Source organism: Bradyrhizobium jicamae (assembly GCF_018130215.1).
Classification (GTDB): domain Bacteria; phylum Pseudomonadota; class Alphaproteobacteria; order Rhizobiales; family Xanthobacteraceae; genus Bradyrhizobium; species Bradyrhizobium jicamae_A.
Window position 1 is genome coordinate 26,480 of the sequence record NZ_JAFCKQ010000003.1, and the last position, 14,870, is coordinate 41,349.

Consider the following 14,870-nt stretch of genomic DNA (forward strand, 5'->3'; position numbering starts at 1 on the left):
GCCGGTGGACGCGACGCAACTATTGGACCGGTTTGCCGGTCATGACGTCGTATTGTCCTTCCTTGGCCAGCGGCTTCTGCGGCCCGGTGCCGTAGGCAAAATTCGGCGACGGCGTCTGATAGCCCGGAGGCGGCTCGGTCAGGCTCTCGCGCGGCGGCTCGCCCTTGAACGGTGCGGACTCGCTGCTGTTCCCCTTGAACACGCCGAGCAGGCCGCCCTTATAGCCAAGTTCGTTCGGCATCAGCGAAGGATTCTTGGTTACGCCGGGTTCGATCGGTTCCTTGTTGCTGTCGACCGCGGTTTGCTGCTTGCGGCCAGCCTCGATCTCGGCCGGGGTGAGTGGTTGAGACTCCTGCCAGGGCTGCTTCTTGACCTCTTTCTTGCGCGCCTCGATCATCGCCTTGCGCTTGGCAATATCGGGATCCTTTGGCCAGTTCGGCGCGTCGGCCCGGGCGGACGCGGGGGGCGGGAGGTCGAGCTTCGGCGGTACCACCAGCGGCGAGCGCTCGCGGTAATCGATGCCCTTGCTGGCCGCGCTCTTGGCGCCGAGGCCGGTCATCAGATTGTCGATGATTCGCTCTTCGAAGGTCAGGCCGTCGTCGCCATCATCGTCGTCGTCACCGGCGCGCACCGGGCCCGCCGCCATGACAAGGCCGATGCCGGCGGTCACCAGCGCCAGGCGGAAGCCGCGAGTCAGCGTCAGGCGGGAGGTCCAGCGGGAGGTCCAGGTCAGGTAGCCGCTGATATCGGTATTGCGCATCGCGCCATTCCCATCTCGAATTTCGGTAAGGCGATCACTGGCTTAGGCACAGTTCCGCCGGATGGAGTCAATCCACCGCCGACCGGTCCGTATCGGCCGGGATCAGGGCGCTTTTGCGGCGGGTACCCCCAGGAAGGAATCATACAATAGGGCCGCCACGCCAGCAACGATGGCCGTATCGGCCACGTTGAAGACGTACCAGTAATAGACCTTGCCGCCGATCTCGATATGCAACAGCGCAAAATCGACCACCGCCCCGTAGGCCAGGCGGTCGATCCCGTTACCGATGGCGCCGCCGATGATCAGACCGAGGGCGATCGTGGCGAGCCAGGTGCGCGACCGCGCCATCCAGACCGCCAGCGCGATCACGGCCGCCGCCTTGACCGCCATCAGCAGGATCTGGGCCGCGGGGCTCTCGCTTTGCAGCAGGCCGAAGCTGATCCCCGGGTTCCGCTCCAGCACCAGGTCGAAGAACGGCGTCACGCGCACCGCCCCGCGATGTGCGATGTCGAGTATGTGCAGCAGCCATAGCTTCGACGCCTGATCGGCGATCAGCGTCGCGATGGCCGCGAACAGTCCGGCGCGCAGCGGAGGGGTCAAGCAGTGCCCCCCAGCGCCTTCCATTCGCGCAGCGCCTGCGCGTCGCGCGGCGAGACGTCGGGATAGTCGGGATCTTCGCCGACGGTCGGAAGAATCTTCCAGGAGCGGGCGCATTTCGTCCCGACCGCCTTCTCGATCACCACGGCGACGCCAGGCACGGCGTCCAGACGGAACGCGCCGGCGGGGGCCTCGCCCTCGCGCACCTCATAGTTCGAGGTGATGCAGACTTCGGCGAGGTCGACGTCGAACAGCGTCGCCAGCGTCTCCCTGTCGGCGACGTAGATGATCGGCGAGGCCTCCAGCGACGAGCCGATTTTCTTGGCGGCGCGTTCGAGCTCGAGCGCGCCGGTGACGACGCGGCGCACGTTGCGGATCGTCTCCCATTTCGCTGACAGGGCGTCGTCGCGAAACTGCTCGAGACCATCCGGGAACTGGGTCAGGTGCACCGACGGCTCGGCGTTTGGCCGGTACATCCGCCATGCTTCGTCGGCCGTGAAGCTCAAGACCGGCGCGAGCCAGCGCAGGATCGCGTCGCACAGCATGTCGATCGTGGTCAGCGCCGCCTTGCGCGCCACCGAGGACGGCGGATCGCAATACAGCGTGTCCTTGCGGATATCGAAGTAGAACGCCGACAGCTCGGTATTCATGAAGGCGGAGAGGCTCGCCACCACCGTCTTGTAGTCGAATTCAGCATAGGCCTTGCGGATGGTCTCCGCCTGTCCGGCGAGCCCGTGCAGCATCAGCCGTTCGAGCTCGGGCATCTCTGCAACGGCAATCTTCTCGCTCGGCTTGAAGTGATGCAGCGTGCCGAGCATCCAGCGGATCGAGTTGCGCAGCTTGCGGTAGGTCTCGATGGTGTTCTTGAGGATTTCCGGGCCGATGCGCTGGTCATCGGCATAGTCGGTGGCGCAGACCCAGAGGCGGAGGATATCTGCGCCCGAATCCTTGATCACCTTCTGCGGCTCGACGGTGTTGCCGAGCGACTTCGACATCTTGCGGCCGTTCTCGTCGAGCGTGAAGCCGTGGGTGAGCACGATGTCATAGGGGGCGCGGCCGCGGGTGCCCGAGCTTTCCAGCAGCGAGGAGTGGAACCAGCCGCGATGCTGGTCGGAGCCTTCCAGGTACATCACGGTGTCCTGGCCGCCGTCGACCTTGCGGACGATATGGCCGAGCGTGGGAAAATTCTGGCGGTCCTCCAGCACGAAGGCATGCGTCGAGCCGGAATCGAACCAGACGTCCAGGATGTCGTCTACTTTCTTCCAGTCCTCGTTGGCGCGTGATCCGAGGAAACGTTCGCGGGCGCCGTCCATGTACCAGGCGTCGGCGCCTTCCTCGGTAAAGGCCTCGACGATGCGCTGGTTGACGACTTCGTCCTCGAGGATCTCCGCGGAGCCGTCGCCCTTCTCGCGCACGAACACCGCGATCGGCACGCCCCAGGCGCGCTGGCGCGAGATCACCCAGTCGGGGCGGTTGGCGATCATGCCGTTGATGCGGTTCTGGCCGGCCGGCGGCACCCACTGCGTCACCGCGATGGCGTGCAGCGCGCGGGCGCGCAACGTGTCGCCCTTTTTCGCGTGGCCGTCCTGGACGATGTCCTTGTCCATCGCGATGAACCATTGCGGCGTGTTGCGGAAGATCACCGGCTTCTTGGAACGCCAGGAATGCGGATATTGATGCTTCAGCCGGCCGCGCGCCAGCAAATTGCCGGCCTCGATCAACGCCTTGATCACCGCCTCGTTGGCGTCGCCCTTTTCGCCCTTGTCGTTGAGCACGCGTTTGCCGGTGAAGCCCGGAGCCTGCGCGGTGTAGGCGCCATTCTCGTCGACCGTGTAGGGGATTGCGGTGTTGATGCCGCGAGCGTCGAGCTCGCGGGTGCTGGCGGTCCAGACGTCGAAGTCCTCGCGGCCATGGCTCGGCGCGGTGTGCACGAAGCCGGTGCCGGTATCGTCCGTGACGTGCTCGCCGGCAAGCAGCGGCACGGTGAACTCATAACCGCCGCCGAAGCCGCGCAGCGGATGTGCGCATTCCACGGCATCGAGCGTGTCGCCCGGGATGTCGCGCACCTTCTCATAGGCCGTGACGCGTGCCTGCTTGAAGACGTCACCGGCAAGTGCGTCGGCCAGGATCAGGAGATCGCCGTTCCTGGCCCAGTTGTCCGCCGGCGCATCGGTGACCTTGTACAGGCCATAGGCGATCTTCGGCGAGAACGCGATGGCGCGGTTGCCCGGCAGCGTCCATGGCGTCGTGGTCCAGATCACCACCGAAGCATTGGCGAGCGCGCCATGAGCCGGCGATGTCACCGGGAATTTCACCCACACCATGTCGGAGGTGTAGTCCTCATACTCGACCTCGGCTTCGGCGAGCGCGGTCTTCTCGACCACGCTCCACATCACCGGCTTGGAGCCGCGATAGAGCGTGCCGTTGGCGGCGAATTTCATCAGCTCGCGCGCGATCGCGGCTTCCGCGGGATAGCTCATCGTCTGATAGGGGTGATCCCAGTCGCCGATGATGCCGAGGCGCTTGAACTCCTCGCGCTGCACGTTGATCCAGTGCGTCGCGTAGGCGCGGCATTCCTTGCGGAACGCGACCATAGCGGTTGAATCGCGGAAATCGGGCTTCTGCTTGCCCTTGGAGCGGTAGTTCTCCTCCTCGATCTTCCATTCGATCGGCAGGCCGTGGCAGTCCCAGCCCGGAACATAATTGGAGTCGAAGCCGAGCATCTGCTGGCTCTTGGTCACGACGTCCTTGAGGATCTTGTTGAGCGCATGCCCGATATGGATGTTGCCGTTGGCGTAGGGCGGGCCATCGTGCAGCACGAATTTGGCGCGGCCCTCGGCGGACCGGCGCAGCTTTTCGTAGAGGCCGATCTCGTTCCAGTATTTGAGGATTTCCGGCTCGCGCTGCGGCAGGCCGGCGCGCATCGGGAAGTCCGTCTGCGGCAGGTAAAGGGTCTTGGAATAGTCTTTGGCGTTGGTCTTTTGGGCGTCAGTCATTTGCGGCTTGTCGGACATGAAGGCTCTGATCTGGCAGGTGCGGGCGCGGAAACGCGATCAATCGCGGTGAAACGAGGACATCCCGGTCTTGCGCCGAGCCTTGAGGCTCAGGCGGAAGCCGGGCCGCTAATCCGTATGATGCGCCGCGAGAACATGGCCGTTCCATAGCAGCCAGACGGGGAAATCGCAAAGCCTCCGCAAGGCCGGTTGGGAGGCCGCTAAACCGGGCCAGGATCGGTATGGATTTCCGGTCACGATCGCGTCAGCCCGGGAGCCACGTCCCAGGATGCTTCCCTGTCCCGTTCAACCAATCACCCCAAGCTTCGGGAACGCATCCGGCGCCGCGGCGAGGGCCGCGCGCGCCCTGGCGCTGTCGTCATCCATCCGGCTCGTCAGCGCCTCGATGGTGTCGAATTTCAGCTCGTCGCGAATGAAACCGATGAAGGCGACGTCGAGCACCTTTCCGTAGAGATCGCCCTTGAAGTCGAACAGGAACACCTCGAGCAGCGGCGCGCCGTTGTCGAAGGTCGGACGGCGGCCATAGCTGGCGACGCCGTCGATCCGCTCGGCCCCGAGGCCGACCCTGACCGCGTAGATGCCGTGCTTGAGCGCGCAGTTCTTGTCGAGGCGGATGTTGGCGGTGGGATAGCCGAGATCGCGACCGCGCTTCTCGCCGTGGATCACCTCGCCGGTCGCGAACCATGGTCCGCCCAGCATCGCGGTGGCATCGGCGACCTGGCCTTCGGCGAGCGCCATGCGGATCGCGGTAGAAGAGACCGGGCGCTCCTCGATATCGACATGCGCCTGCACGTCGACCTCGATGCCGAGCTTCGGTGCCTCACTGACGAGCAGGCTCGGCGAGCCGACCCGGCCCTTGCCGAAATGGAAGTCGTAGCCGACCGCGATTCCGCTGACGCCGAGTCTGTCGATCAGGTCGTGACGGATGAAGTCCTGCGCCGAGGTGCCGGCACGCGACTTGTCGAACGTCATCACCACGGCGCCGGCGAGGCCAGTCGCCGCGAGCAGCCGCAACTTGTTGGTCTCGTCCGTGAGGCGGAATTGCGGGCTGTTCGGGCTGAAGAAGCTGCGCGGATGCGGTTCGAAGGTCACCGCCAGCGCCGGCTTGCCGTGGGCCGCGCCCATCCGCAGCGCCGCGCCGATCACGGCGCGGTGGCCGAGATGCACGCCGTCGAAATTGCCCATCGCGACCACGGCGCCCTTCGGTATCGCGCTGTCAGGGGTGTTGTCACGGATAACGGTAAAACCAGTGCTCATGTCGGGGATTCTTCAAGGATTCTTAAGCATGATCGGTGCGGGCCGGAACCGTGACGTGCCGGCGGCAGGGAAGTCAAGCGGCCGAAATCGCGTCAAATCCGTAACAATCCGGTTCCACCGGGTTAACGCGCTGTTTAACGCCTGCTGTTACTCGTTGCCTGAGAACTGCGGGTCGCGCAGAAGCCTAGTTGAGTTAGCGTCGCTTTGGGGGAAAAGATGGCGGTTGATTTGTCCATGCCGGTTCTGGTGGTTGATGATTACAGCACCATGATCCGCATCATCCGAAATCTTCTCAAGCAGCTCGGCTTCGAGAATATCGACGACGCTTCCGATGGCTCGGCTGCGCTGAACAAGATGCGCGGCAAGAAATACGGCCTCGTCATCTCCGACTGGAATATGGAGCCGATGACCGGCTACGACCTGCTCAAGGAAGTCCGCGCCGATCCCAATCTGGCGACCACGCCCTTCATCATGATCACGGCGGAATCCAAGACCGAGAACGTGATCGCCGCCAAGAAGGCCGGCGTGAACAACTACATCGTCAAGCCGTTCAATGCCGCGACGCTGAAGACCAAGATCGAGGCAGTCTTCCCGGATATGGCGACCGCGTAGGCAGCTGAGACTTATTCAACAAAAAATGCCCGGGCTTGCCCGGGCATTGTTCGTTCCGGCTACCAGCGCAGCTCGCGCATCAGCGCTCGGGGCGGGTGGCCGAACAGCTCCTTCACCGAGGACGGATCGAGCTGCTCGACGCCCTCGAACTCCTCGGAATGGATGCCGCGCGTGATGAAGAGGAGGTCGATGCCGAAGCCATTGGCGCCGGCAAGATCGGTGCGCACGGAATCGCCGATCGCGAGCACCCGCGAGCGCTCGGTGGCGTGGCCGCGCCGCTCGGTGGCCAGCGCCATCGCGCGTTCGTAGATCGGCCGGTGCGGCTTGCCGTAGAAGATCACCTCGCCGCCGAGTTCGCGATAGAGTTCGGCGATCGCGCCGGCGCAATAGATCAGCCGGTCGCCGCGCTCGACCACGATGTCCGGATTGGCGCAGACCAGCGTCAGCTTGCGCTGGAGCGCCTTCATCAGCATCTCGCGATAGTCTTCCGCGGATTCGGTCTCGTCGTCGAACAGGCCGGTGCAGATGATGTAATCCGCCTGCTCCAGCGGAACCATCGTGGCATCGAGGCCGCGATGGATAGAGCTGTCGCGCTCGGGGCCGATCCAGAAGATCTTCTGGCCGGGGTGATCGGCCACGAAATGGCGCGTCAGGTCGCCTGACGAAACGATGGCATCATAGGTTTCGTCCGCGACGCCGAGCTTGCGCAACTGCCGCTGCACCGAATCGGCCGGTCGCGGCGCATTGGTGATCAGGATGACGGTGCCGCCCTGTTGGCGAAAGCTGTGCAGCGCCCCGCAGGCCTCGGGGAACGCTTCCAGCCCGTTGTGCACGACGCCCCAGATGTCCGACAGCACGACGTCGACGCCGCCGATCAAATCGCGCAACCGCTCCACAAATCGCAGCGCGGTCATGGCTGGAACGCCCCGTCAGCCCGGGCCGACGGCGCGACGGGCCAGTGCGGCGTTGCCGGTCGCGCGCGGTGGCTGTTCCATCGCGGAAGTGAGTGCTGAAGTGCTGGCGCCATTGAGGTCCTGCGGCCTGGTCTGCGGAGCCTCGGCGGTAGCAGATGCACCCTCCGGCCGCAACGGCCGCGGCGGCGCGAACAGGAAGCCCTGGCCGAACCGGACGTCGTAGTCGAGCAGGTCGACGACGGCGCGCTCGCCCTCGATCTTTTCGGCGATCAGGTCGATGCCGTAGCGGCCGAGCAGATCGGAGAGGTCGGAGGGATCGATGTCGGTGGTCGCGCTCTGCCTGGCATCGAGCAGCAGGGCGGCCGGCGCCTTGATGAAGCGGACACCACGGTCGGCGAGCTCGCGCGGCTCAATGCGGAGGTCGCTGACATGATCGATCGAGAAGCGGTAGCCCCGCTGCGCCAGCGCCGCGAGATTCTCGCTCTCGGTCGGGCCGAGATTGCGGAACGTCTCCTGCTTGAACTCGAGCACGAGGGACGGCGCCAGCGCCCGGTTGGCCTCGAGGAAATCCAGGCATTGGGTGAAGCTGGCCGGGCTCGCCAGCGTCGCCGCCGAGACGTTGCAGAACACGCCGACATCCTTGTTGCGCACCATCAGACGGCGCAGCACCTGGACACAACGCAGCATCACCATGTGGTCGATGCGGCCGATCACGCCGCCGGCCTCGGCGACGGCGATGAAGTCGTCGGCGGCAAGGACCTGGTCACGCTCGTCACGCAGCCGCGACATTGCCTCGTAGTAGCGCACCTTGCGCTGTGGCAGCGTCACCATCGGCTGCAAGTAGATGTCGAGGCGGTTCTCCTCGATGGCGCTTTTCACCGCGCCGAGGAGCTGGCTGCCGCTGCGGGTGGTCGCGGCAGCCGGCATCGGCGGCGGCTGGGGCACGACGGTAACGGGCGGAGGCGGCTCGGCCGCTCGCAGCGGCTCGCTGCGCGGCGCTACGGGTGCAACCGGTGCAGCATCCAGCGCCAGCAGGTCCTCATGGCTCGCGACCGAGGCCGCGAGCTGTTTCACCAGCACGCCGAGCTCGTTGATCTCGCCGGCCATCCCCTGCATGCGGTCGGCGCCGGCGGAATTGGCCGACACCACGCGGCCCTCGACCGCTGCCAGCCGGCGGCCGAATTCGGCGACCTGACGGGCGAGGTCGGCGGTGCCGCGCGACAGATCGGCAATCTGGCCACCGACATCGCTGCGGTCGCGCAGTCGCATCGAGACCGCGTTGTAAAGGATCAGGAAGGTGAGGGCAGTGAGTGCGACGATCGCCGATTCGGGTCCGCTGATGCCCGCGACCGAATACAGAACGAAGCCGAGCGAGGCTGCGACCAGCACCATGCAGATGGCGATGAAGATCGTCGAAATGCGAATCATGTCGCCCGCTGCGCCCTCAGTCCAAGCTGCCCCAACCCCGCTACCTTAGCACCATTGCTGATTCGACGAGGCGGTGTTCTTTGGAACCGGCTGGAACTGAACACGATTTTCGCATCGGGGCCGTCCCGGGCGACCTCGCGCAATCGGGTTGGCTCAGAGGTCCGCCGCGGCGATCCAGAACACCTCGCCTTCGGAATCCTCGGTGTCGAGCCAGAGCAGGGGCAAATTCGGATAGGCGGCTTCGAGGTTGTCGCGCCCGCGGCCGAGCTCGCAGAGCAGGCCGCCCTGCGCCGTGAGATGCCGCTTGGCCTCGTCGAGGATGCGGCGGACGATATCGAGCCCGTCGGCGCCGCCGTCGAACGCGAGCTTCGGCTCGGCGCGGCACTCGCGCGGCAGCGACGCCATGCCTTCGGCGTCGACATAGGGCGGATTCGAGATGATGAGGTCGTAGCGCCGGTCGCCGAGCGGCTGGAACAGGTCGCCCCGGTGCAAGGTCAGCCGGTCCTCCAGGCCATGGTCGGCGACGTTGCGCGCGGCAACTGCAAGCGCATCCCTGGAAATATCAACGGCGTCGACCTCGGCATTCGGAAAATTCCGGCTCGCCAGGATCGCGAGGCACCCGGAGCCGGTGCAGAGGTCGAGCACGCTCTCGACCCCGGCGGGGTCGCCGATCAGCGAGGCGCCGTCCTCGTCGGCACCGAAATGCGAATCAAGCAGTTCGCCGATGAAGGAGCGCGGCACGATGGTGCGCTCGTCGACATAGAACGGCAGGCCGCGCATATAGACCTTGTTGACGAGATAGGCGGCGGGCTTTCGCGTCGCGATCCGGCGCTCGATCAGATCGAGTATCCGCTTGCCCTCGGTCGCGGTGACGCGCGCGGTCGCAAAGGTTTCGAACTGGTCGGGATGCAGATGCAGCGTCTCGCACACCAGGAAGGCGGCCTCTGCCACCGGATCGGTGGTGCCGTGCGCGAAGACGAGACTTGCCGCATTGAAGCGGCTCACGGCGTAGCGCACGTAATCGAACAGCGTCGCAAGCTCGCCTGCGCCGACCTTCGGGGCCTTCGGCGCGGCGGGGCTTCGCTGCGCCGGCACTTTGCTGCGCTTGGCCATCAGGGCTTGGTCCAGCGCGCGGTGGCCGCGTCATCGTGGTCAGTCGCCTCGATCCAGCTCGTGCCGCGTCGGCTTTCCTCGCGCTTCCAGAACGGCGCGTTGGTTTTCAGATAATCCATCAGGAATTCCGCGGCCTCGAACGCCGCGTGCCGGTGCGCCGACGCCGTCACCACCAGCACGATGTTCTCGCCGGGCGCGATCCGTCCGAAGCGATGGATGATGGTGAGGCCCTGCAACGGCCAGCGCGCCAGCGCCTCGTCGGCGTGGCGTTCGATCTCGGCTTCCGCCATGCCGGGATAGTGCTCGAGCACCAGTGCCGCAATCGGCTCGCCCTGCTCGCTGCCGCGGCAGATACCGCTGAAGCTCACCACGGCACCGATGTCGGTGCGGTCCTTGCTGAGGCCCGCGATCTCCTGCGCGACGTCGAAGTCGGCTTCCTGGATACGGATGGTCGCAGCGACGGTCATAGGAAGGTTAGCCGCCGGTCATCGGCGGAAAGAATGCGATCTCGCGCGCGCCCGCGATCATCGCGTCCGCCTTGACATGGGCGTGGTCGATCGCGGCGCGGATCACCTTGGGCTTCTCGAACGCATAGGCATAGGTCTCGCCGCGCGCTGAGAGCCAGCCGATCAGGTCGCCGACGGTACGCACGTCGGCCGGCGGCTCGACGGTCTCTTCCGCCTTGCCGATGCGCTCGCGGACCCAGGCGAAATACTTCACCTTCATCCCTCATCCTCCTTGATGAGGTGGTGGATGCCGGCGCGGAAATAATCCCAGCCGGTGTAGATCGTGAAGATCGCCGACATCCACAGCAGCACGATGCCGATCAGGGTGGTCGCCGGAAAGATCTGCTCGCCGGCTTCACCGGCGATCAGGAAGCCGATCGCCACCAGCTGGATCGTCGTCTTCCATTTCGCAAGCTTGGTGACGGGCACGCTCACCCGCAGGCCGGCGAGGTATTCGCGCAGGCCCGAGACCAGGATTTCGCGGCACAGGATCACGATCGCCGCCCACAGCGTCCAGCCATGGATCGAGTTGTCGGCGGCCAGCATCAAAAGGCTGGAGGCGACCAGCAGCTTGTCGGCGATCGGGTCGAGCATCCTGCCGAAGGCGGATTGCTGGTCCCAGATCCGGGCGTAATAGCCGTCGAGGTAGTCGGTGACCCCCGCCGCGATGAACACGGCCAGCGCCACCCAGCGCAGCCATAACGGGCCGTCCAGGATCGACTGCCAGTAGACGCAGCCGATCACCACCGGAATGGCGGCGATCCGGGCATAGGTCAGGATATTCGGAAGGGACAGGGTCTTGGGTTGTCCCTTGGGCTGTCCCCGGGTCGTGGCGATGTTCATCCGTCTTACCAATACCGCTGAAGCGAGAAGGTCAACTGTGCGTACCCAGGATGGGCCGACGCCGTGATGACCCGCATTCCCTTTAACCCGGCTGGGCGTGGAAAAACTCGAAAATCTTGCGGGCACTTTCGGCGCTGACGCCGGGAACCTTGCCAAGGTCGGCAATCGAGGCACGCTCGATCTCCTTGAGCGTTCCGAAATGATGCAGCAAGGCACGTTTGCGCGATGGGCCGATCCCCGGGATCTCCTGCAGGCCGGCCTCGCGGATGTCCTTCTTCCGCAGCTTGCGGTGTGAGCCGATCACGAAGCGGTGGGCCTCGTCGCGCAGCCGCTGGATGAAATAGAGCACCGGGTCCCGCGGCTCCAGCTTGATGGCCTCGCGATCCGGCATGAACAGGGTCTCGCGTCCCGCGTCGCGGTCCGGCCCTTTGGCAACCGCCATCAGCGCGACCTGGGTCAGCCCGAGGTTCTGGAAAATCTCCCGGACCGCGTTGAGCTGGCCGCGGCCGCCGTCGATGATGACGAGATCGGGCCATTGCGGGAAAGCGTCGTCGTCCGTCCCCTGCTTGGCCGCATCGCCCTCCGGCGGCTTGAGCAGGCGCTTGAAGCGCCGCTCCAGGACCTCGCGCATCATCCCGTAGTCGTCGCCGGGCGTGAGCCCCTCGGACTTGATGTTGAACTTGCGGTACTGGTTCTTCATGAAGCCGTCGGGCCCGGCGACAATCATCGCGCCGACCGCGTTGGTGCCCTGGATGTGGCTGTTGTCGTAGACCTCGATCCGCTTCAGCGTATTCGACAGGCCGAGCGTGGTCACCATCGATTCCAACAGCCGGTTCTGGGTCGCGGTGTCGGCAAGCTTGCGGCCGAGCGCCTCGCGCGCATTGGTGAGGGCGTGGCCGATCAGCTCCTTCTTCTCGCCGCGCTTCGGCACGGAGACCTCGACCTTGTATCCGGCCTTGACCGACAGCGCATCGGCGAGCAGCATGCTTTCCTCGATCTCGTGCGAGAGCAGGATCAGTTTCGGCGGCGGCTTGTCGTCGTAGAATTGCGCGAGGAACGAGGACAGTACCTCCTCCGGCGTGAAGGTCTTCTCGGCCTTCGGGAAATAGGCGCGGTTGCCCCAGTTCTGGCCGGTGCGGAAGAAGAACACTTCGACGCAGGAATAGCCGCCCTCCTGGTGGATCGCGAACACGTCCGCCTCCTCCACGGTGCGCGGATTGATGCCCTGCTGCGACTGGATCGCCGACAGCGCCGCAAGCCGGTCGCGGTAGAGGGCCGCCGACTCGAATTCGAGCTCGCCGGAAGCCTTTTCCATCTCGGCCGCGAGCAATTCCTTCACGGCATGGCTGCGGCCGGACAGGAATTCGGTCGCCTCGCGCACCAACTCGCTGTAGCCGGGGAAATCGATCTCGCGCGTGCAGGGGCCGGCGCAACGCTTGATCTGGTAAAGCAGACAGGGCCGCGTGCGGCTTTCGAAGAAGCCGTCGGTGCAGGAGCGGATCAGGAACGCGCGCTGCAGCGCCGTGATGGTGCGATTGACGGCGCCCGCATTGGCGAATGGGCCGAAATAGCGTCCGGGCCGCGACTGCGCGCCGCGATGCTTGAGTATCTGCGGCGCCCAATGGTCGCCGGTGATCAGGATATAGGGGAAGGACTTGTCGTCGCGCAGTTGCACATTGAAGCGCGGGCGGAGCTGCTTGATCAGATTGGCTTCGAGCAGCAATGCCTCGGTCTCGGTCGTGGTCGAAACGATCTCGACTTGGGTGGTCGCCGCGATCATGCGCAGGATGCGCGCCGGCAGCGGCGCATTGGCGCGCGCATAGGACGACAGGCGCTTCCTGACGTTCTTCGCCTTGCCGACATAGAGCACGTCGTTGACGGCGTTGAGCATGCGGTAGACCCCGGGCGAGGTGGGCGCGAGGCGGACGGCGTTTTCGATCGCGGCGTGCCCGGTCGCGAGCGTCCCCTCGGCGATCGCGTCAGTGGCGTCGTCCGGCGCGTCGGGCAGGCGTACCTCGTCGTCCTCGTCGCCAGCCGTGCTCGCGGGATCGACGTCGCCCGTATCAAGCGCGAAATCGTCCTGTGGCAGATCGGATTTTGAACCGCGTCGCGCCTTTCGGGCCGGCGGCGTCGGACGCTCGGGAGAATCGTGAACCATGGCCCTAAACTAAGCCCTGCCGCGGCCCGTCGCCAGCGCCAGCCGCACGGCAAAAAAAGGTCGGATTGCAGAGGGTTACGGTCGCCACGGACGCCTGCCGGCGGCGCGCGTAACGCATTGTTAAGACTGATGAGCAGGCGGTAACGGGCCTTAACAACCGCTTAACTTAAAACTCTCGATAAACTTTCGAGAAAAAAGTGGAAATCCGTAACCACGCCGGCCGCAGGCCGGCGGGTTGCGGCGGTTGCGTGGTGGAGAGTGCCGATGACCCGGTTGGTTATGCGCGTGGCTATGGGCGGGGCTGTGCGCGTCCTGGCGCTGATCGCGGCAGGCTGGACGACCTCGGCTGCCGCCGCTGACGTCAACTATGGATCGCCCTACACGGTCAATCAGCCGCTCAATGCCTATAGCTGGGCCGGTCCCTATCTCGGCGGCAATACCGGCTACGGATGGGGTTCGGTCGACAACAGCCCGACCAGGCCGTCCGGCTTCGCCGGCGGCGTCCAGGCCGGCTACAACTTCCAGAACGGTACTCCGTGGGTGTTCGGTCTGGAAGGCGACATCCAGGCCTCGGCCGCCGACGATACGTTCGCGCCCTGGAAGTTCTCCAATCCGTGGTTCGGCACCGTGCGCGGCCGCGCCGGCTACGCCTTCAACAACGTGCTGTTCTATGCGACCGGCGGTCTCGCCTTCGGCGAGCTGCGCGGCGAGACCTTCGGCATGTCGGAATCGCACACCAATGCGGGCTTCACCGTGGGCGCCGGCGCTGAAATGGGATTCGCCCCGAACTGGAGCGCCAAGATCGAATATCTCTATGTCGATCTCGGCAACAGCAACTTCGCGATCACCGGCGGTGCCGCGAACGGCTACAGCTTCAGCCTGGTCCGCGCCGGCATCAACTATCACTTCTGAGAACAAGAAGACGTCGACCACCAACTCCCGGCTGCGCCTTGCGCGGCCGGGTTTCTTTTTGTGATGACAGCAGGACGAGGCCGGCGAGCACGGCACGGGAGCTCGGGTTCGATGCAGGAGCAAGACCGGCCGCACAACGCAGCTGTGCGGAGTCCGCCAAGGCGGCGGCCGCTCCATGCAGACCATCAGTCAAGCGCACGTGGATCATGCGCCTGGCACGCAACTCGCGCGCAACGCTTCATTCCGCTTTCGTCGTGAGCCCGGGATCATGATGCCATCGCACGCAATCGCGACACGATCTCAGGTCTCTTGTCAGCACGTGATCCGGTCGGAGACCCTGCTCCGCCTGTTCGGCTGACGTCTGCACTCACGAGGAAACCACCAGGTTGACCGCCTTGGGGCCCTTGCCCTTCTTGTCCGGTTCGACCTCGAATGTAATGCGCTGTCCTTCAGTCAGGTCCTTCAATCCCGCCCGCTCGACGGCAGTGATGTGAACGAATACATCGCGGCCGCCATCATCAGGCTTGATGAAGCCGTAGCCACGCTCTCCGTTGAAGAACTTGACTGTCCCAGTCATGGCCATCGGGAAACTCCTCCCCCGTATTGCTCCACCGCTACGCGCACGCCGCGAAGCGGTTGACCGACATTCGCTTGTCGGAAGCTTGGCCACCTGAGCAGGCCGGCGTCACGCCACCGGTCCGCCTGGATTTTGTTTCGGCCTTGTCACTCCGCCGCAACCATTCGCGGAAGCGGAAC

14 protein-coding genes are annotated in these 14,870 nt (G+C 65.1%); 2 read left to right on the top strand and 12 right to left on the bottom strand.

Going from position 1 to position 14,870, the window contains the following annotated elements; translation table 11 throughout:
- Window positions 1-19 precede the first annotated feature (19 nt).
- The 4 genes from JQ586_RS06110 to JQ586_RS06125 form a co-directional block, all read right to left on the bottom strand.
- The gene (locus tag JQ586_RS06110) at window positions 20-760 is read right to left on the bottom strand and encodes a hypothetical protein (RefSeq protein WP_212393625.1); all 741 of its coding nucleotides are present in this window, start codon (window positions 758-760) and stop codon (window positions 20-22) included.
- Window positions 761-862: 102 nt separating this feature from the next.
- Window positions 863-1,384 (bottom strand): signal peptidase II, encoded by a 522-nt coding sequence (lspA, locus tag JQ586_RS06115; RefSeq protein WP_212393626.1) that lies wholly within the window; start codon window positions 1,382-1,384, stop codon window positions 863-865.
- Window positions 1,357-4,371 carry an isoleucine--tRNA ligase gene (gene ileS, locus JQ586_RS06120; protein WP_212393627.1) on the bottom strand — a complete coding sequence of 1,005 codons (3,015 nt, stop codon included), beginning with the start codon at window positions 4,369-4,371 and terminating at the stop codon, window positions 1,357-1,359. The genes lspA and ileS overlap by 28 nt, the downstream gene beginning before the upstream one ends.
- A gap of 285 nt (window positions 4,372-4,656) precedes the next feature.
- Window positions 4,657-5,628: a bifunctional riboflavin kinase/FAD synthetase gene (locus JQ586_RS06125; RefSeq protein WP_212393628.1), complete on the bottom strand. Its 972-nt coding sequence runs from the start codon at window positions 5,626-5,628 to the stop codon at window positions 4,657-4,659.
- Between the two features lie 216 nt (window positions 5,629-5,844).
- On the opposite strand from JQ586_RS06125, the gene JQ586_RS06130 reads away from it, so the two are divergent.
- Window positions 5,845-6,240: a response regulator gene (locus JQ586_RS06130; protein ID WP_016844467.1), complete on the top strand. Its 396-nt coding sequence runs from the start codon at window positions 5,845-5,847 to the stop codon at window positions 6,238-6,240.
- A 59-nt stretch (window positions 6,241-6,299) separates the two neighbouring features.
- Here the strand turns inward: JQ586_RS06130 and JQ586_RS06135 are convergent, their stop codons facing one another.
- From JQ586_RS06135 to uvrC, 7 genes are all read right to left on the bottom strand, one after another.
- The gene (locus JQ586_RS06135) at window positions 6,300-7,154 is read right to left on the bottom strand and encodes a TIGR01459 family HAD-type hydrolase (protein ID WP_212393629.1); all 855 of its coding nucleotides are present in this window, start codon (window positions 7,152-7,154) and stop codon (window positions 6,300-6,302) included.
- 15 nt (window positions 7,155-7,169) lie between these two features.
- Window positions 7,170-8,582: an EAL domain-containing protein gene (locus JQ586_RS06140; protein ID WP_212393630.1), complete on the bottom strand. Its 1,413-nt coding sequence runs from the start codon at window positions 8,580-8,582 to the stop codon at window positions 7,170-7,172.
- 153 nt (window positions 8,583-8,735) lie between these two features.
- Window positions 8,736-9,695: a 50S ribosomal protein L3 N(5)-glutamine methyltransferase gene (prmB, locus tag JQ586_RS06145; RefSeq protein WP_212393631.1), complete on the bottom strand. Its 960-nt coding sequence runs from the start codon at window positions 9,693-9,695 to the stop codon at window positions 8,736-8,738.
- Window positions 9,695-10,162, bottom strand: a complete 468-nt coding sequence (locus JQ586_RS06150; RefSeq protein WP_212393632.1) for a molybdenum cofactor biosynthesis protein MoaE — start codon at window positions 10,160-10,162, stop codon at window positions 9,695-9,697. Before JQ586_RS06150 ends, prmB begins: the two co-directional genes overlap by 1 nt.
- A gap of 7 nt (window positions 10,163-10,169) precedes the next feature.
- Entirely contained in the window at window positions 10,170-10,421 is a 252-nt protein-coding gene (moaD, locus tag JQ586_RS06155) for a molybdopterin converting factor subunit 1 (protein ID WP_212393633.1), read from the bottom strand.
- A complete protein-coding gene (gene pgsA / locus JQ586_RS06160) occupies window positions 10,418-11,044 on the bottom strand; it encodes a CDP-diacylglycerol--glycerol-3-phosphate 3-phosphatidyltransferase (RefSeq protein ID WP_212393634.1) in 627 nt (208 codons plus the stop codon). Before pgsA ends, moaD begins: the two co-directional genes overlap by 4 nt.
- Window positions 11,045-11,126: 82 nt before the next feature.
- The gene (gene uvrC, locus JQ586_RS06165; RefSeq protein ID WP_212393635.1) at window positions 11,127-13,202 is read right to left on the bottom strand and encodes an excinuclease ABC subunit UvrC; all 2,076 of its coding nucleotides are present in this window, start codon (window positions 13,200-13,202) and stop codon (window positions 11,127-11,129) included.
- A gap of 264 nt (window positions 13,203-13,466) precedes the next feature.
- Here uvrC and JQ586_RS06170 point away from each other — a divergent pair, with 264 nt between their 5' ends.
- A complete protein-coding gene (locus JQ586_RS06170; protein ID WP_249147363.1) occupies window positions 13,467-14,114 on the top strand; it encodes an outer membrane protein in 648 nt (215 codons plus the stop codon).
- Window positions 14,115-14,481: 367 nt separating this feature from the next.
- On the opposite strand, the gene JQ586_RS06175 is transcribed toward JQ586_RS06170, so the two are convergent.
- The gene (locus JQ586_RS06175; protein ID WP_066502379.1) at window positions 14,482-14,697 is read right to left on the bottom strand and encodes a cold-shock protein; all 216 of its coding nucleotides are present in this window, start codon (window positions 14,695-14,697) and stop codon (window positions 14,482-14,484) included.
- Window positions 14,698-14,870: the final 173 nt, after the last annotated feature.